We start from the raw sequence: 19,164 nt of genomic DNA, 5'->3' as shown, positions 1-19,164 counted from the left end.
ATAGTGCGCGCCGTTTTGAACTAAGTAGTATTGCGCAGCGACATTGGGCTTTTATTGTGAACCTTGGTTTGTTTTTGTTGCTTTTTTACTATTTGGAATTCCACTTTGATATCTACCGCAAACATCACTATGCAGTTTGGCGCTGAGCCACTGTTTGAAAATATCTCGGCTAAGTTTGGCAATGGCAACCGTTACGGTTTAATTGGCGCAAATGGCTGTGGTAAATCCACCCTGATGAAAATACTTAGTGGTGACTTAGCGCCCACTTCAGGCAACGTTTCCATCTCTCCGGGTCAGAAATTAGGTAAGTTGAGTCAAGACCAGTTTGCTTTCGAAAAATACTCTGTTGTTGATACCGTTATTATGGGTGACATGGAGTTGTGGAAAGTAAAACAAGAGCGTGATGAAATTTATGCTAAGCCTGAAATGAGTGAAGCAGACGGTATGCACGTGGCCGAATTAGAAACTCTTTACGCCGAAATGGATGGTTATACAGCTGAATCTCGTGCTGGTGAAATTTTGCTAGAAGCGGGTATCGAAGAACATTTCCATTACGGTTTGATGTCACAAGTATCTCCTGGTTGGAAAGTGCGGGTGTTGCTAGCTCAAGCGTTATTTGCCAACCCAGATATATTGTTGCTCGACGAACCCACCAACAACTTGGATATTTATACTATTAACTGGCTTGCTGAGGTGTTGAATCAGCGTAAGTCCACCATGATCATTATTTCCCACGATAGACACTTTTTGAATTCTGTTTGTACTCACATGGCAGACATCGACTACGGTGAATTGCGTATTTACCCTGGGAACTATGAAAAATACCAAGAAGCCGCTGCGTTAATTCAAGAACAATTATTGCGTGAAAACGCTAAAAAGAGCGACGAGATTGAAGAGCTTCAAGCCTTTGTGGCCCGTTTCTCCGCCAATGCATCTAAAGCTAAACTCGCCACTTCGCGGGCTAAGAAAATGGATAAAATTCAACTAGACGAAGTGAAAAGTTCTAGTCGAAGAACGCCGCGTATTCAACTTAAACAGCACCAGAAACTGCACAGACAAGCACTGATATTAGAGGATATGAGTTTTGGTTTCGAAGAACAGCCCTTGTTCAAAGGAGCTAATCTGTTACTAGAAGCCGGAGCAAAGTTAGCGATTATTGGCGAAAACGGTGTGGGTAAAACCAGCTTTTTACGTTGTTTAATGAATCAGTTGCAAGCCGAAGGTGTAGTGAAGTGGTCTGAAAATGCCGCTGTGGGTTATTGCCCCCAAGACAGTTCTGAAGACTTCGACTGTGATTTAAGTCTTTTTGATTGGATGTCTCAGTGGCGTACACCTAAACATAACGATTTGATGGTGCGTGGTTTATTGGGCAGTTTGTTATTTAGTGCTGATGACTTCAATAAAAAAGCCAATGTATGTTCCGGTGGTGAGAAAAACCGTTTGTTATTCGGTAAGTTAATGATGGCTGACTTAAATGTTTTGGTGATGGACGAACCCACCAACCACATGGATATGGAAGCGATTCAAGCACTCAATGATGCCTTAACTGATTTTGATGGTACGTTAATTTTTGTTAGTCATGACCGCGAATTTGTTTCATCTTTGGCAACTCGGGTGATTGAAATTAAAGATCAAGAAGTGATTGATTTCCAAGGTACCTATGACGAATACCTTGCTCATCAAGGACTGCAAAAAGCAGTAGCCTAAACCCTAAGTTTAGCCAGTTTTTCAGTAACACCTTGATGAGTGTTCAGTGCAGATAAAAAGCGAGTACAAGTGACTCGCTTTTTTCTATGTTTTATTCGTTAACCTTTGCCATATTTTCCAATATTTCTCTATAGTGCTGAAAAATACTATCAATTTCTCCACTTTGTTTTAGTGAGCTAATCGCGGCATTTAATTCTGGTAGCAGATGAACTAACTCACGACGAATTCGCAAAACGATTTCACCGTGGCTATGAATGCTTGCTAGGGATATTTCCACGTTATGTACTTGAGCCCAATGTTGAGCGGTTAAGTTTTCGAGAATGGCAACCTCATAACGTCCTTTTTTCAGGCCTTTGATGAGTGCACTCTCAGAACTAAAATCGACTCTATTAAACAAATGGTCATTGAAATAACTGTATCCTCGTATCGTGCCTACCCGCTTACCGTGAATACTATCAGGGGTCGCATATTTATCTGCATTTTCTGGCAGAGTCACATTGTATTCGGTCAATTCAAATATGCTTTTAGACTGCACATACTCATCACCCATATCTCCATCTTTAAACCAACTTGGACTCATAAAATCGATATCGAGTTGGTCTTTCTTAAATTCTTGAGCGGCTCTTTTGGGGGGATAGTAATAAAACTTGTAAGAAAGGTTGGCTTCTTGCAATATTAAAGTAACCACTTCTGCGAAAATCCCTGGGTTATCATCATCTTTAGAGTAACCATAGGGAATCCAATATTCGGTTCCACTGAGGTTGTACTTTAAGGTTAGAGGCTTTTTAGAAGTAGCCTGAGTTGTCGAGACGGTTACAAAGTAAAATAAAATAAGTAGAAATATTCGACTTATTAATTCGTTACCAACAAACGCCTTTTTTAGACAAACGTTTCTTATCATTGAATTTACTCATGTCAAAATTTCATAAACAAGAGGTTCTTATAGTCACCCTCAATTAATAATAGAACATAAGCCCCAAATTATCCTTCGTCCGACTTTTATTTTGCTCAGAGCACTGAATTAAGTGGTTTGCAGCGCTCAGTGACCGATATTTTAGGGTGAATAACAATGCTCCGTAAAGTTTACGTAAATTCCAATTCGAATTGCTGCATAACCCATTAATTAACGGTATTATTTCAACCAGAATGCCTTATTTACATAGTCTTATGCTGTCACAAAGTTGTTTATACAATAAAAACGTAAAGCTAATATCATGTTTGTTTGTTTTGGTCTTTTTGCACGGTTGTAGTTCCGTCAAATTAGATCAGGAAAAGGAAGTTCCAGCATTACCCGATGAGTGGCAGTTTCAACACAATGCCGACGACGTCGACGACAACTGGTTAACAAATTTCACTTCCGAATCCGATAATCAACATTTAACCGCTTTGCTCAATGAAGCCATCCAGGCAAATCAGTCGATTCGTGCCCAAGCCTACTTAGTGGATATTGCGGCGCAGAATTTAACTATTGCTAAAAGTAATTTTTGGCCGGCTTTAGATGCATCCTTCGGTGCGTCGCGCAGTCAAAATAGCGGAAATAGCTTTAGTTTAGAGGCGGATCTTTCCTATGAGCTCGATATTTGGGGCGCATTGTCAGACGCTGAACGTCAAGGAAAACTTAACTATTTGCAGGCCAAAGCTGAATTGGAAGAAGCTAGATTGCAACTAGCTGGTGATGTCATTATCGCTTATGCCAATGCTTCTAGGGCACATCAGCGCACAGCGTTAGCTGCCCAGCAAGTGCAGAATTCATCCAATAGTTTAGACATTATTGAACGCGGTTATAAAGCTGGCTTAAATGAATCCTTAGATGTTTACCTTGCTAGAAATGAGCTTAATAGTGATAAATCGACATTAGCAACCAATCAGCAAACCTTGCTTGAAAGTGTAAGAGCATTGGAGCGATTGTTAGGTCGTTACCCTGATGCAAAACTCGATGTGACTCAAGTCTTAGGCTTACCTGATGTGGACGTTGCTGTTGGTTTACCCTCTGAACTGATCACGCGCAAACCTGCTTTACAAGCTAGCTGGCTTGAGTTGATGTCGCAGGACGCTTCACTAGCCATTGCTCACAAAGCGCGTTTTCCATCAATTAATTTAGGTGCCAGCTACGGACCCACAAGTGATTCTTTATCAGATTTACTATCGACCTCAGCTAGTTGGTCTTTGATTGGCAGTATTTCAGCGCCGATTTTTAATGCTGGAAAGCTTAAGGCGAATGAAGAGATTGAGTTGTTAACCTTGAAACGTCTGGAAGAAAGTTATTTAGATACGGTTTTAAATGCCCTCTTGGAGGTGGAAAACACCCTGTCTGCTGAAGCGAGCTTAGTTGAGCGTTATCAAGCGACTGTCAAAGCCGCTGAAAATGCCAAGTTTGCAAATAAACTATCTTTTGAGCAATACCAAGCTGGTCTTGTGACTTACACCACAGTGTTAGAGGCCCAAGCGAGATTAATTGCGGCCGAAAATAATCTTATTGATATTAAAACTGACTTAATTGCGAATCGAGTTCAATTGCATGTTGCACTCGGAGGAGGAATCAACCTCTACGCCCCAATTCAAGAGCTTTGATTAAATGGTAATTTCTAAAAAAATTGTATTGCCCATCGTTGTTGTACTTATTGCTGTTGTTGCAGTGGTGATTATATATAACAACCCTCCTGCAGCTAAACGCCAACGTCCAGCAACTGCTGCGGTTTTAAGTGTTGAAACGCAGTTATTGCAGCCAGAAAAGTTCCATATCACCTTGGACAGTTACGGTGTTGTTACGCCGCGCACCCAAAGTACCTTAATGGCACAGGTGGCGGGACAAATTGTGTTTGTGGACGCTGACTTCCGCGCTGGTGGATTTTTTCAAAAAGGCGATTTGTTGCTGGCAATAGATGACAGTGACTATCAAGCCGAAGTGAATATTGCCAAAGCGAACCTTATTACTGCGCAACAAAATCTAGCCGAAGAAATGGCGCGATCTGAACAAGCAAAAATTGATTGGCAGCGTTTAGGGGATAACCAAAAACCCAGTGATTTGGTATTAAGAATACCTCAACAAGAGTCAGCCCAAGCTAACTTGGCCTCTGCTAAAGCGCAGCTAACAAAAGCAGAATTATCACTTAAGCGAACTAAAATCATTGCACCATACAGTGGCCGTATCGTAAGCCAGAACGTTGATATTGGCACCGTAGTGTCAAGCAATACTGAGTTAGCCAGTATTTATGCCACTGACTACATGGAAGTCCGCTTAGCAATCAACAATAATGATTTAGGTTTTGTAGAACTACCCGAAGCTAATATTGACAATTCACTAACCACACCACCAATAAGTGTGACTTTTACTTCTACCCTCATTGGCCAACAAAGTTGGACCGGTAAAATTGTCCGTACTGAAAGCGCCATCGATTCTGCGTCGCGACAATTGTATGTAGTGGCACAAATTGATAATCCTTTTGATCAAGACATTGAACGTGGTGTATCGATTAAAATTGGTGAGTACTTAACCGCGGAAATAGATGGTAAAACAATTGATAATGCTATTGTAATCCCCGTAACGTCTATCTATCAGGGGAGTTATGTTTATATTGAACAAGACGGTGTACTGCTTAGAAAAGAAATAGAAGTTGCATGGCAAAATGATAGCCGAGCGTTAATTAAATCGGGATTAGAGGGTGGCCAAGCCTTAGTTGTTACACCTTTAGGCCAGGTGAGTTCAGGTACAGCAGTATCTGTCATCAACGGTGATGGTAAAAGTCAAACGCAGGGTACGCGAGAGGGTAAAAACTCATCCGCTAACAAGCCGGGCTCTAAAACAAGAGGTGAGCGTTCCAACAGCGAAAGAGGTGCCAACCGACCTCCACGTGAGGAAGGATAAATGATAGCTTGGTTTGCAAAAAATTCAGTCGCAGCCAACTTGTTGATGATTACCATTATCGCAGCAGGTTTGTTGAGCTTGAATAGTCGTATCCCCCTCGAAGTTTTTCCGTCTTTTGAAATCGATGTGGTAACAGTGAGCGTTACCCTCGATGGCGCAACACCTGAAGATATCGAACAAGGTGTTACCATTCGTATTGAAGAGGCGGTGCAAGACCTTGAGGGTATCGCTAAGATTATTAGCCAATCTTCTGAAGGCGGCGGCAGTGTTACTTTTGAACTAGACAGTGATTATGACCGACGGGATTTACTGGCTGATATTAAAAGCCGAGTGGACGCAATCAATACTTTTCCTGCCAATGCAGAAAATCCCGTGGTGGCCCTTGGCGATCGTAAAAGAGAAGTGATTACGGTGGCGGTTACTGCGCCTTATAGCGAAAGAGAAGTGCGCGAGTATGCTGAATTAGTGCGTGATGATTTGCTCACCATCGACGGTATCACGCAAGTTGAAATGGATGGTATTCGTGATTACGAAATTGCCATTGAACTAAGCTTAGACAAAATTCGTGAACTAGATTTAACCATCAATGAAGTGTCCGATATTATCGACAATAACAGTGTCGATGTGTCTGCTGGTAATTTACGAACTGAAAGTGGCGACGTTTTAATTCGTTCGAAAGGCCAAGCTTATCGAAAAGACGAATTTGCCTCTATTCCTATTAAAACCAATCCTGATGGTTCTATTATCCGCCTTGATGATATTGCTAATATTTTAGATGGATTTGAAGAAACTCCGGTTCGCACCCGTTTTAATGGCCAGCAAGGTGCATTTATTGAGGTCTATCGCATCGGGCAACAAAGCGCTATTGAGGTTGCCGATAAAGTAAAAGAGTATGTTGATTCTCATCAACAAAGCTTACCTCAAGGGTTTAATTTAACCTATTGGGATGACGATTCACTAATCGTAAAAAGTCGTATATCGAGCCTAACATCCAATGCCATGCAAGGTGGGATTCTGGTTCTGGTTTTATTGACGTTATTCTTGCGTCCCTCAATCGCATTTTGGGTATTTATTGGTATTCCAGTAGCCTTTATGGGCGCCTTTATTTTGATGCCATTTTTTGGTGTCACGTTAAATATGATGAGTGTATTTGGTTTTATTCTAGTGCTAGGGATTGTGGTGGATGATGCCATAGTCACAGGTGAGAATATTTACACCCATTTAGGTAAAGCTAAATCGGGTGAACAAGCGGCTATTCAGGGAACCTTAGAAGTGGCTAAGCCGGTGACCTTCGGTATTCTCACCACTGTGGCTGCCTTTTTGCCTTTGGCATTTATTGAAGGGCGAAGAGGGGACATCTTTGCACAAATACCCTATGTGGTTATCCCTGTTTTACTGTTGTCTTTAATTGAATCTAAATTTATTTTGCCTTCTCACTTAAAGCACTTGAAACTGCGCGCTGAAAAAACCAAACAAAGTAAATTCGACAAGTATCAGCAAAAATTTGCTGATGGTTTTGAGCGGGCAATTTTACGTTTTTACCGACCAGCACTTATTACAACCCTAAGATATAAATGGACAACCATAATGGTTTTCTGTGGCGTTTTTGCGGTGATATTGACGTTGATTGTCAGTGGTTGGACACGTTTTGTGTTTTTCCCCAGAATTCCCAGTGAAACCGTTAGCGTATCACTGGCCATGCCCACGGGAACGGCATTCGATATTACCAATAAATACATCATACAAATTGCTCACCATGCGCGGGATTTACAAGAAAAGTATGTTGATGAAGATACCGGTGAAAGCGTTATTTTGAACGTTCTTGCCACAACTGGTGGTAGAGGCGGCTCAACAAATTCAGGTAGCGTGCGATTTGAGATTAGTCCACCTGAATCAAGATCCTCGTCCATAACCTCTGAGCAACTGCTAAATGAATGGCGTAAGCTTATCGGTGAAATACCAGGTGCTGAATCATTGAGTTACCGAGCAGAATTAGGGCGCTCGTCGGATCCCATTGATGTAAGGTTGAGCTCGAATAATGTGGCTACATTAGAAAATGTGGCTGACAAAGTAATTCAGCGATTAAACACCTATCCCACCGTCTATGATATTGCGGATAGTTTGTCTGATGGTAAACAAGAATTACAAATTGAGTTGAACAAACAAGGAGAAGCATTAGGCCTCACAAGATCTGATGTGGTTGGGCAGATACGCAGCGCCTTCTTTGGCTCGCAAGTCCAGCGAATTCAGCGCGGGCGAGATGATGTGAAAGTAATGTTGAGACTGCCGTTAAGCGAGCGTCAATCGTTATCCAGTTTAACCAATTTGCTTATTGATGTGGGCAATAACGAAACCGTCCCACTGTCCAGTATTGCGACTTTGACTCCAGGCCAAAGTCCATCCTCTATTCGCCGTATAGACCGATTAAGAACCATTAGTGTTACTGCGGATGTAGATAAAAACAATACTAATATGACAGTGTTGCAAGATGATCTTAATAACTACATTGCCGAGTTATTAACCCAGTATCCAGGGGTTTCATATGAACTCGAAGGCGAGGCAGAAGAACAACGTGATTCATTTGGCTCTTTGGGAATCGGCTTGGTAATTGTTCTTTTTGTCATCTATGCATTACTTGCTATTCCATTTAAATCCTACACCCAACCTTTGGTGGTAATGAGTGTGATCCCCTTCGGCGCAATTGGTGCTGTGGTTGGTCACTGGATCATGGGAATGGATTTGACCATCTTTAGTTTATTAGGGTTATTGGCCTTGGTGGGAATAGTCGTCAATGACTCCTTGGTATTAGTGGATTATATTAATACCAAGCGGGAACAAGGCATGGAATTGTTAAAAGCGATTCTTACCGCGGGAGCATCACGTTTTAGACCTGTTATGCTCACTAGTTTAACCACCTTTATCGGCTTAATGCCGCTGTTATTTGAAAAGTCTACCCAAGCACAATTTCTCATTCCAATGGCCGTCTCTTTAGGCTTTGGAATACTGTTTGCGACCTTTATCACCCTGATTCTTGTGCCTATTAATTATATGTTGCTGGAAGGATCACTGAAGCAACTTAAGAAAGGGTAATTTACTTAATTGCAGGCAATAAAAAAGCGGCATATTTGCCGCTTTTTGTTTGTAGGGTATAGGTTCTTATTTTATTTCTTTACAGGGGCTGGCTTTTGCTCTTTGGCATAATTTTCCAAGCTTGAAAAGCTGGGGCCATACCATTCTTTTGGCGCTTCAAAATACTCAGGGAAATGCTTTTCAGCATAAGCGCGTACTTTTGGCGAGAGTATTTCTGAACTGTTATATGCACCCATTGAACAATCGTAGAAACAATGTCCTTCAGCTTGTCCCATTAGCATCCAGGGTAACCAAGGGGTAATTCGGCTCCATGCCCCAGAGTATTCAACGCTTGTAATGTCAGGGTTAGCTAAATCATCTTTATTGATAACATAGTTAAACATTTCAGAAACACGATTCATTGGGCCCGATGACTCTCTTGGCCACTCATCTGGCTGCAATGCATTTGGATAAAACAAATGAATGTGTGAGTTAAGGGTCACAGTATTGTTTGGCGTTTCTTTCCATGGGTATAACATGGGGATTTTTTTCTTTTCGGTTTTATTCAAACCACCGTAAGAGGGACCTTCTGGAACATAAGGGGTCAACTTGTAGTTGAAAGGGTCGTTGGCAATAGGAACCACTTTTACAGTTTCATTGGTGTATGGGTTGGTCCATTCTTCTAGAACGTCACCCGTTTTAAGGTCGGTATAAAAACCAACTTCTTTTAGCACTTTGCTGTAAACACCATTACCTTCGTCAATTAAACGGGCATATGAAAAACCTTCAAAGCCAACTAAAGGTTTTACTTTTTCATTAGGGCGTACGCCATTTACAAACCCAGTAAAGTAACCGAATTTTTGTTTACCGAAGTCGAGGTCACCTTGCAAGCGAGCCATAGCATCACGGTTCCATTCGGGGTCATTGTAGCGCAAGGTGCCTTGGTTTTTCACTGTTGAGGTGCTGCCATCTGAAGCACAACCAGCTAAAGCTAAAGTACCTGAGGCTGCTACGCCACCACCAATTAGTAGTTTACTTGAATTAACCAGAAACTCTCTGCGATTAGAGTTTTCTGAGTTTTGTTTTGTAGAATCCATAAGTATCCTTTGTCATTAACTGTTTATACTTTTTTGCATACCTCGAACACTTAAATAGTAGTGAATATTCACCTTTGTGCTCGGTTATTTTGTGACAATTGATGTCTGTTGCAATGATTTTAAAGCGAGCATTAGAGCCTGCTACAACTGGCTATCATATATATCAAGTTTTAGATTAATGGTTGTAAAACTAATGACATTAACAAATATCAAAAAATATTAACTTAATTTCAGGTCAGTTGAATTAGTCGGCAAAATACAGACTAAAAGGTCATCATAAACTTTGACCAAAACTATCCTAAAACGTGCTTTCTATTTTTAAATCAAAGTGGTTTGCCAGGCTATGACATTTATCAATGTTTATTGACGGTGTTAATGAAAAACTTCATTACCTCTTACGGAATTAAAATCAGCCGTTCTTCTAGATAACACTCAGGAGTGGGAATAAATGAGCACTTATTTAATCACTGGCGCTAATCGAGGCTTAGGTTTGGAACATACTAAACAAGCGTTAGCGGCTGGGGAAAGGGTTATTGCTACCTGCCGTCAGCCTGAACTTGCCACAGAGCTAATTCTGTTAAGTGAACAATATGCCCGGCTAAGCATCGAACAACTCGATCTTGCTAAGGGCGAGTCCATCGCTTCCCTTGTCAAACGTTTGCACAATACTCCCATCGATTTTTTGTTCAATATCGCCGGCATGTTTGGCGGGAGTTGGGGAAATACTGCGGATGTTCAGCGACAATCATTGTTAAACATGGACTATGATTTATGGCATGAGATTATGCAGGCTAATGTATATGGACATTTTGAGCTAATTGCTGGGTTGTTGAGTAACGTTGAGCAAAGTACAGCAAAAACCATATTAATGATGTCTTCTGATTTAGGTTCAATCACCAATAATACCCTTGGAATGGCCCATGCCTATCGTGCCAGTAAAGCGGCGTTAAATATGCTGACCAAGGGGCTGTCTGTTGAGCTGGCGACAAAAAACATCACCGTTGTTGCGCTGGCTCCCGGTTGGGTGAAAACCGACTTAGGTGGAGAGGGTGGTCATTGGGAAGTTGATGACAGTGTCAGGCATCAACGTGAGGTGATTGTCACGTTGACGCCTGCAGACAATGGCAAGTTTATTGATTTACAGGGTAAAGCAGTGTCCTGGTGAGGGCACAATTATTAAACCTTTGACAAAACCTCGGTCTGTTAATGATGCTTATGTTTGTTTTCCAGCGGTTGCGAGGTAAAGTTGTGTAAAACAATTGGGTCTTTGGATAAATCGAAAAAGATTGAGCTCATAATGTCATGATTGCCCTTTACCCAATTCTCGTGTCTATGGCTATTCAAAGATACCGCAACTTGATTGACCCCCTCTTTTAACGCTGCAGCAGGGATATGAATATCCTTGCCATAAAGACGGCGTAGCTTTTCTGCGTTAACAAATACATGGGCGTGCCCCTGCAATACTCCCTCAGCGTTAAAGTCACCGTCAGTGGCTACCATATCTGGTGCATTTATTTGGTAGTTTTCTACCTCTACATGCACATTTACACCGTCCATAGGATCTTTAAAGATTTGAATCTCAATTTTTGGCACCGGTGTATCATCACCAATATCTTTCGACATATGCTGATGAATTTCCATCGCATTTGCAGCAGATGTTACGCTAATCAGTGCAAAAATTAAGCTGATAACGAGTTTGTTCATGAGTTTATCCTTGTTCAAAACCACTAACCACCGGGACCTGCGCCCGGGCCAGGACCCTGACCTTGATCGCCAGTACTGCAAGAAGCCATGGCATTGTCTTCCAATTGACCTGCGTAACGGGTGCCAATGATATAAGGGAAAGCGGGTGAAATATTGTTGTCTTCGTCCATGGTCAAAGTGATGTGATAATGGTATCCACGTTCACTATCGTAATGACCATTGTATTGGTCTAAATATACGCCGCCAGCATCGGTTAAGGAGCTATCCCAATAGTAGTCTTCATAATAAAAACCATTTTTCGCGATAAATTCATTACTCGATAAAGATAACACCACGTCGTCAAACCCTGGGCCATCGCTAACTTCTACTGTGCCTTGGGAAATATCGTATTGGTCGACTAAGTTACAACTGCGGGCGCCGTCTGAACAACCTGTTGTGGTGGGATCAGAGTAGTCTCTTAATACCCAAGCGCTCACTGCCAATTCACCGTTACTTTCATATGGACCATAAATTGGATAGCCATCGGCTGCGTAACCATATAAGGGTGAGTGGGCAGTGCCATCATCTCCTAATAATTCGGCTAAACAGGCGCTATAAAAGTGATGGTGATAATCCGTTCCTGCGGCGTGTCCGCCACACACATCAACATCATAAAGTTCTGCTTCTGGTGCCAGTGTTTGCCAAAAACCTTCACTGTTATAGCTCATGCCATCACCCCAATTATAAATAGAGGTGCCGTTAACCATGATCCCAACTTTCGACAAGCCATTCTCACACTCTTCTTCCGTTGGTGTTGGCTCAACCGGAAGATAAACGGTTCTTTCATCTTGGGTTGGGCATTCAGGCCCTGGCGGCCAGTAGCCATAACCATAATCCAATGTACAGTTACTATTACTCACGTAACCCACATCTTCACCAAAAGAAATGCTGTCTCCCACTTCTACAGAAGGGTAACCATTTACGAAGTCGGAACTGGCCTTCGGTCGTCCGCTCAAACCGTCGAATATGTCGTCGGTGATAAGGGTTTCGTAATTCGGGATACCTTGTGAAGTGACGACTGTGTATTCTTTGCCGTCTATGTCTTCAACTTCAACAGACTGAACGTTGACCTCTACGCCAATGCCGGTGGTTGAATCCAGAATATGCTCAGACAACTCACCTGTTTCATTGATGATCCATACCGATGAGTCGTTCTGAGTTTCTTCATCTGTTGAAGTATCGCTGACAATTACTGAAACTGTATCAGACACGGCTTCATTCACGCCATCGTCTACGGTAACGGTAAAAACTAGGGTGTCATCGGTATCAACTTCAGGGGCGGTAAAGCTTATGCTCTGGGAGTTGGTGTCAGATATATCAGCTGTTGTTGTGCCACCAGTTTGGGTCCAATTGACGGTATAAATATCATCATCGTCTACCGAGGCCTCTAAAGTGACAGTGTCACCTTCATCAACATATAGATCGCTACCCGCATCAACACTGGGACTAGAGTTTGAGGTTGAACTGTCAGTTTCACTCTCATCAGTGTCACTTCCTGAACAGGCAGATAAGGCCAACAGGATTGCTGAACATAGCAGGGTCTTTTTCATAAAATGCAAAGAATTATTCATGGTAAATCACTTCAACAGAAAATAATTACCGGAGAGTACAGGGGGATTGTGCAGAACTTGCGCAGATTTACCGCAAATTATAAGTAATTGTAAAAGGGGCGAGATAAACGTTTTAATTTGAAGTTATTCTTTCTTTGCAAAACTACATGTATCAGCAATTAGTGTTTTGTTAAGGAGCAAAAAGTAGGAAAAAGATCAGAAAAAACAAAGCGAAAAAGATAATGCCTTTTTTATATCCATTATTTCGGACTTTTATCCAAAAGGCCCGTTGGGCTTGTTGCTCAACATGGTTTAACAAGTGATTACAGTGAGGGCACCTATTCCCTAGGTACATAATCAATTGGCAATTGGGACACCTAGCCGAGGGAGAGAACTCAGCCATACCCATAATAGTCGGCTTTTCAGGTTTCATCAGCAGTGGGGCGTTTCAGTTTATTAAACATAATGGTGAGACTACAAATTCCCTCGTTTCAAGGCCGCTGTGCTAAATACCGATTGTGAATAATTGCCAAGTGGTGGATTTGCTTAAGTTGCTAGCAAGCTAAGGTTAGCTAATATTGGCTAACTCTTCCACTGCTTTAAGATTAAGTATGCTGATTGTATTAGGGGATATGATGGAAATAAGACCATCTGCTTTTAATTGACTTAGAGTGCGGCTAACCGTTTCAACAGTTAGACCTAAATAATCAGCAATATCTGTTCGTGTCATTGGCAATTCGATATTACTGGGTTTGGCGCCAGGCAGACGATTGAGTAGTTGTTTCAGCATAAAACACACACGCTCGTAGGCTTTAAGTTGGCCTAAAAGGTAGACTTGTTCGAAAGTATGCGACATGACTACAGAACGAATTTCTTTTAAATTTCCACCTAAAGTAGGTAGTTCATCAGCGAGGGTAAACAAGTTTTGGCGTTTAAATTCATATACCGTTAAGTTGCTGAGACTTTTAACGCCGTATTGATAATTTTCAGCATTAGATAGACCGATAAAATCGCCAGGGTAAACGAACGCAAATATTTGTCTGCGTCCGTTGTTGGATACTTTTTCCATAATACCTACTCCAGAGACTATATTAAACAATCTGTCAGACGGAGCATGTTGCATGAAAAGGTATTGTTGTTTTGTCAGCACCTTTAATCTGGCGCTTTTCGATAAACGATCTAACTCGCACTTATTCATTCCCTTGAACAACATACAATCGTCGCCAAAACTAACACTCTTATAGGGACTACTTAATTGCGTCATCTTGAGTCTCTCTCTACTTTTTTGCGTTGTTTTTACGGTAAATAAGTGACATGTTTGTACTCGCTAGTTGCTTCGTCTGGCAGGGGTAATTTGGCGCATTCACCCTCAAATAACCGTTATTAACGAAAAACATTGCTCCTAGATTTAGCCCAATACTATTAAAATTGGGCAGTTACTGCTTTTGTTTCCAAATAGGCATCGAGACCTTCTTGACCAAACTCTCGCCCCCATCCTGATTGCCCATAACCACCAAACGGGATATTCGTACCTACTGCCCCATGGCAATTTATCGACACTTGCCCAGCTCGAATGCGGGCGACAAGTGAGTGGGCCGTGGATAAACTTTGTGTCCATACGCTACCCGACAAACCGTAAATGGTGTCATTTGCCATACGCGCTATCTCATCCAAATCTAGGGTAGAGAATCGTTGAACCGTCATGACAGGGCCAAAAATTTCTTCTCTAACTATGCGCATATCTGGAGTGCAATCAGTGAAAATGGTGGGTTGTACAAAGTGTCCTTCACCTTCAAGTTTCTGGCCACCAGAAAACAAAGTCGCGCCTTCACTCATGCCTATTTCGATATATCGCTGTACTTTTTCCCATTGTTTTTGCGAGATTAGTGGCCCAATCATAGTTGCGGGGTTGATACCGTGTCCAATTATCATTTGTTCTGTGAATAATTTGACCCGTTCCATTAATTCATCGTGAATAGAGTCATGAATGAATATCCGGGTTCCGGCCATGCAGTTTTGACCTTGCAGAAAAAATGTTGCCATTGCGACTCCCACAGTGGCCAAATCAAGGTCCGCATCAGGCATAACGATAACCGGTGATTTTCCGCCCAGCTCAAGGGATACTTTTTTCAGGTTACCCGTAGCTGCACAAATAATTTTTCTGCCGGTTTGTGTCGAACCCGTAAAAGATACTTTATCCACATCATGATGCTGAGCAATCGCTTCCCCAACATCGCTGCCAAAACCGTTTACGATATTGACTACTCCAGCTGGAATTCCAGCCTCTAAACATAGCTGACCAAGTAACAATGCAGATAAGGGAGTCTCTTCTGATGGCTTCATCACAAGGGTACAACCGGCAGCAAGTGCGGGGGCTAGTTTTAATACAGCAGTGGATGCAGGTACATTCCATGGCACGATTAATCCTGCTACGCCCACTGGTTCGCGCAACGTATAAGTTAACGCTTCAGCCTGGTCGGTAATGTGTCGTGGTGGGGTAGTTGTTGTTCCTTCAATACGCTGTGCAGCGGCAGCGTAATAATCACACATTTCAGCAATATTATGAATTGTTAGTCGCGCAATATTGGTTGGCATTCCATTATCTAATACTTCAATTTCGGTGAGTAAATCGGTATTAGATTCTATCAACCTAGCAAGTCGTGAAAGTAACTTAGCCCTTTCAAAATGAGTGAGTTTCGACCATGGACCTTCAAATGCGTTACGCGCAGCAATGACGGCTTTGTCTATATCTTGGCGTCCACCGATAGCGACTTTAGCAATAACTTCATTGGTTGCGGGATCGCGCGATTCGATAGTTTTACCCTCAACTCCATCAACCCAGACACCGTCAATTAGTAGCTTGTGTGGTTGAGCTAGAAACTCTTTAGTCGCAGATGCAATATTGATCTGTTTAATTTTACTGTTATTCATGTTTTGCATAGTTCCTTACTAGTGCACTCGCATAATTATACGTCGATTCCCCTTTACTCAGTTGTTGTATAAAGCAAAGCGTGTTTTTAACTCACGAAATCGAATCTTTTAGGTTGGTTGGTTGTGTCAATGAATTCACGCATGTTCACCTTAGGATTAATAAAAACTGGCGACCATGATATTTGTCAAAGATATTCTGCGGATAATTGACGTAGAGTGTATGTATCAACTTTATATTAGAGTAAAAAGTATGCAAACATCTCATGCTAGTGTGTCAGCCCTCATACGAGCGACTATTTTTGTGCGAGATTTAAATGTCGCTTTGCGGTTCTACCGGGCCTTAGGGATGTCGGAAAGTTACTATGAAGGGGATCTTGAGCATCCATCAGCGAGTGCCGTGCTGGGTTTTGAGCAACATTATCCTTACCCCATTAAAATTTTAAAAGTTGCAGGTCCAAATTTTGGCATGTTGGGTTTGTTTCAATTAGCGCCAGAACATAATGCTCAGCAGGTCCCTATCGCCACAGGAGCGGCTCGTGTTGGAGAAGTGGCTTTGGTGTTTTACGTGCCTAACCTAGACGATATTTTACCTAGACTTAAACAACTTGGCGCTGCTTGGTTACCCAAGCCCGAACAGTTTGAAATGGGAAGTATTTCCCAGCGTGAGGTATGTATCAGAGATGCTGATGGAACCTTATTGAACCTAGTTGAGCGAGATCCTAATATGCAAAATTTGCGAACTCCAGAGATGGAGTTTTAAGAGATGGCTTCGCTGCAACATTCTGCGTTACAAAATTATATAACAGGACGCATTGCCTATTGGACTGCTGATAACCGCTTAATCGGGCAGGAGCATTTTAGTTTGGCTTCCCATTTAAATGGCTATACGTTCCGAGCTTTTTGCGAAATGGATGATATTGCTTTAATACGTGATGTAACAATGTCCCTTAATCAAAATTGGTCACCCATAGATGGTTTTTGTCGGGTTATCAAAGCTGGACAGATTGCTGGCACCAATTGGTTCTCGTTTCATTCTAATAAGGTTATTGTGGAAAGTGATCTTGGCGCACAAGGACGAGTTTCACAACAATTTAGCAATCACCCAGCGTATACCTATTTAGGCCTTCATCCATTACAAGGAGATGCATTGATAACCACACAGGTCGATAGTACAAAGCCTGGTGAGTATATTGCGGTTCATGGCTTAACCAATTCCATATCAGAAAATGGTGATCAAGGGTTAACCGCTGCTGAGGTGCAGATTGAGGTGGCTTATTTAGGAAACGAAACAATCACTGTAACCGCGGGGCAATTCGAAGCGAGAAAGTATGCTTTGCGCTGGCAGCCTGATTGGCCCCCTGCATATGTTTGGGTGAAAGAGGGGGATTACATTTTTCTAAAAATGACTTGGGATAAAATCGACAATTGGTACGAACTTGTTGAATTAACCGAGCGTTAGCTTAGTTAATTCAAGGTCTATTTTTAAACTGGCCGTTACCGACTATTTTACTCTGCAACGCGAGTTAGAGTTCCTAGTGCAAAATCTGTGGCCAGCGATACATTTCATTTTCTAACAGAATATAGTCGACAAACAGGTTTCGATACGGTGCCGTAGAGGTAAAGGCCAACTGTGAGTCTGGACACTGATTATAATCATCAGCACTGTTCTGAGAAGCAAGTTTTAAACGCTCTTCTAAACCATCTCGAGATTTCAACAATGCAAGTAACTCTAGCTGTAATCTATTTGGCTCAGGGATCTGAGGGTTTTCGATTTGGCTATCTTGAGTACGTTCATACCAAGGGTAATAGAGTTTACGGTCTCTTAAATAATGCCAACCACGTTGTAAATGGGAACCGGCAGAGTCAACTTGCAAATCCGGTAATTTATCGGCATTGCTAGGCTGCGTGCTGCTGCATTCTGGATTACAAAAAGTCACTGTAGCGATTAATTCGGGAAACTGTGTTTTGAGAGCCAGAGCGCAGGCACTGGCGTTTGCAATGGCAAAAACGTCGATTTTATTTATGTTCAACCTAGTCATTAATTGCGCTAAAGCTGTTGCCATCTCTATGGGACTGCTACAGTTTGGATATTCGCTTTCACCGTGCCCCGGCAAATCTGGCGCGATTAATAATTTTTGCTCGGTTAATGTCATCATTAAGGTGCGTAATGTGTCGTTATTTAAACCTAATTCGTGCAATACCAATAAAGGTTTTTGATTTCCTGTAGTTGCCGCTCCATGATTACTAAGTATATGAAATGTCCCACCTTCAGTAGCCACAAAACGATTTTGCAAACCATATTGTTTGGCTTCATGGGGGGGCTCAAAAGGTGTACTTAAAGGAGAACCATGCTTTTTTGCATAGTTTAATAATGCTTCGGGTATGTCACAAAAATCCGGCACTGTTTGAATGTCTACATTGTTGGGCAAAGGAGGGTAATGTTCGACGTAACGGGACAAGGTATCAGCTTTAGCGGCTAACATTAAACTCGGTACTTTTAATCTAACTAGATCGTCAACGATGGCGTAGCCTACTGCAGCACGATAGGCGATGGGATAATTATCGCCAGCTTCCATGTAGTTCAAGAAATTCGTGTCTATTTCTGCATCTGTGGCAGCCCAACAGTTGATGCTGGTGGAAGTGCGTTCATACCAAGGAAAAAAGCTGTGTTGATCTCTGAGTCTCGACCATAAACAACTTAAGTGGGTTGCGTCCCACTTAATATGGTAAGTGGGAAAGTATTTGTCACACAGATCTTTTCGTTCATCCGCGGTGTTAATAAGCACACCGTTTGCCACTAAGGCTGCGATTTTTTGTGGGTAACGTGCTGCTAAACGTACACCAATAATTGCGCCAGTGTGACTACCGTAAACCACTGGTTTTTGTATATTCAAAGTATCAAAAAGACGTACCAAAGCATCAACAAAATCATCAATTGACGCTTGCTGCTTAGTTCCACTCAATGGATCAGATTGGCCATAACCAGGTGTATCCGGAGCAATCACGGTAAAATATGCCGATAAGTAGTTTATTAGGGGGATAAGCTCCTTACTATTATTTGGAGATTGATGAATCAATACTAAAATTGGTCCCGTACCTGCGTATCTATAGTGCACTTGTCGCTCACCAACTAATATATATTGGCGGGATATGCGGCAATTTGTTTCGACCATAGCTTTGTAACTCCTAAATAAAATCGTTA

General features: G+C 42.0%; 14 protein-coding genes. 7 read left to right on the top strand and 7 right to left on the bottom strand.

Annotated elements, in window-relative coordinates; translation table 11 throughout:
• Window positions 1–105: 105 nt before the first annotated feature.
• On the top strand, window positions 106–1,707 hold the full coding sequence (locus tag ABJV04_RS20150; protein WP_348493407.1) for an ABC-F family ATPase: 1,602 nt from the start codon (window positions 106–108) through the stop codon (window positions 1,705–1,707).
• 91 nt (window positions 1,708–1,798) lie between these two features.
• Here the strand turns inward: ABJV04_RS20150 and ABJV04_RS20145 are convergent, their stop codons facing one another.
• Window positions 1,799–2,608, bottom strand: a complete 810-nt coding sequence (locus tag ABJV04_RS20145) for a transporter substrate-binding domain-containing protein (protein ID WP_348493405.1) — start codon at window positions 2,606–2,608, stop codon at window positions 1,799–1,801.
• A gap of 317 nt (window positions 2,609–2,925) precedes the next feature.
• On the opposite strand from ABJV04_RS20145, the gene ABJV04_RS20140 reads away from it, so the two are divergent.
• From ABJV04_RS20140 to ABJV04_RS20130, 3 genes are read left to right on the top strand one after another with little or no spacing between them, the layout of a single operon-like run.
• Complete coding sequence (locus ABJV04_RS20140; RefSeq protein ID WP_348493403.1) at window positions 2,926–4,278, top strand: efflux transporter outer membrane subunit; 1,353 nt, start codon at window positions 2,926–2,928, stop codon at window positions 4,276–4,278.
• Between the two features lie 4 nt (window positions 4,279–4,282).
• Window positions 4,283–5,572, top strand: a complete 1,290-nt coding sequence (locus ABJV04_RS20135; RefSeq protein ID WP_348493401.1) for an efflux RND transporter periplasmic adaptor subunit — start codon at window positions 4,283–4,285, stop codon at window positions 5,570–5,572.
• Window positions 5,573–8,662: an efflux RND transporter permease subunit gene (locus tag ABJV04_RS20130; RefSeq protein WP_348493399.1), complete on the top strand. Its 3,090-nt coding sequence runs from the start codon at window positions 5,573–5,575 to the stop codon at window positions 8,660–8,662. It begins immediately after the preceding gene.
• A gap of 71 nt (window positions 8,663–8,733) precedes the next feature.
• Here the strand turns inward: ABJV04_RS20130 and ABJV04_RS20125 are convergent, their stop codons facing one another.
• Window positions 8,734–9,738, bottom strand: a complete 1,005-nt coding sequence (locus ABJV04_RS20125) for a DUF1838 family protein (RefSeq protein ID WP_348493397.1) — start codon at window positions 9,736–9,738, stop codon at window positions 8,734–8,736.
• A 448-nt stretch (window positions 9,739–10,186) separates the two neighbouring features.
• Between ABJV04_RS20125 and ABJV04_RS20120 the strand changes: the two genes are divergently transcribed.
• A complete protein-coding gene (locus ABJV04_RS20120; RefSeq protein ID WP_348493395.1) occupies window positions 10,187–10,903 on the top strand; it encodes an SDR family oxidoreductase in 717 nt (238 codons plus the stop codon).
• A gap of 38 nt (window positions 10,904–10,941) precedes the next feature.
• Here ABJV04_RS20120 and ABJV04_RS20115 read toward each other — a convergent pair whose 3' ends face one another.
• The 4 genes from ABJV04_RS20115 to ABJV04_RS20100 all read right to left on the bottom strand — a co-directional run bounded on the left by ABJV04_RS20115 (window position 10,942) and on the right by ABJV04_RS20100 (window position 15,962).
• Window positions 10,942–11,442, bottom strand: coding sequence for a hypothetical protein (locus ABJV04_RS20115; protein ID WP_348493393.1), 501 nt, complete (start codon window positions 11,440–11,442; stop codon window positions 10,942–10,944).
• A 23-nt stretch (window positions 11,443–11,465) separates the two neighbouring features.
• A complete protein-coding gene (locus ABJV04_RS20110; RefSeq protein ID WP_348493391.1) occupies window positions 11,466–13,052 on the bottom strand; it encodes a YHYH protein in 1,587 nt (528 codons plus the stop codon).
• A gap of 547 nt (window positions 13,053–13,599) precedes the next feature.
• The gene (locus tag ABJV04_RS20105; protein WP_348493389.1) at window positions 13,600–14,295 is read right to left on the bottom strand and encodes a helix-turn-helix domain-containing protein; all 696 of its coding nucleotides are present in this window, start codon (window positions 14,293–14,295) and stop codon (window positions 13,600–13,602) included.
• Window positions 14,296–14,453: 158 nt separating this feature from the next.
• The gene (locus tag ABJV04_RS20100; RefSeq protein WP_348493387.1) at window positions 14,454–15,962 is read right to left on the bottom strand and encodes an aldehyde dehydrogenase family protein; all 1,509 of its coding nucleotides are present in this window, start codon (window positions 15,960–15,962) and stop codon (window positions 14,454–14,456) included.
• Window positions 15,963–16,212: 250 nt separating this feature from the next.
• Here ABJV04_RS20100 and ABJV04_RS20095 point away from each other — a divergent pair, with 250 nt between their 5' ends.
• Both ABJV04_RS20095 and ABJV04_RS20090 read left to right on the top strand, forming a co-directional pair.
• Window positions 16,213–16,722: a VOC family protein gene (locus ABJV04_RS20095; protein ID WP_348493385.1), complete on the top strand. Its 510-nt coding sequence runs from the start codon at window positions 16,213–16,215 to the stop codon at window positions 16,720–16,722.
• A 3-nt stretch (window positions 16,723–16,725) separates the two neighbouring features.
• The gene (locus ABJV04_RS20090; RefSeq protein WP_348493383.1) at window positions 16,726–17,421 is read left to right on the top strand and encodes a hypothetical protein; all 696 of its coding nucleotides are present in this window, start codon (window positions 16,726–16,728) and stop codon (window positions 17,419–17,421) included.
• Window positions 17,422–17,494: 73 nt separating this feature from the next.
• On the opposite strand, the gene ABJV04_RS20085 is transcribed toward ABJV04_RS20090, so the two are convergent.
• Window positions 17,495–19,135 carry an alpha/beta fold hydrolase gene (locus ABJV04_RS20085; protein WP_348493381.1) on the bottom strand — a complete coding sequence of 547 codons (1,641 nt, stop codon included), beginning with the start codon at window positions 19,133–19,135 and terminating at the stop codon, window positions 17,495–17,497.
• Window positions 19,136–19,164: the final 29 nt, after the last annotated feature.

The sequence above is a fragment of the Aliiglaciecola sp. genome (assembly GCF_039982535.1).
Classification (GTDB): domain Bacteria; phylum Pseudomonadota; class Gammaproteobacteria; order Enterobacterales; family Alteromonadaceae; genus Aliiglaciecola.
The sequence above is the reverse complement of the archived record's forward strand: the minus strand, read 5'-3'. Positions and strand labels throughout refer to the sequence as shown.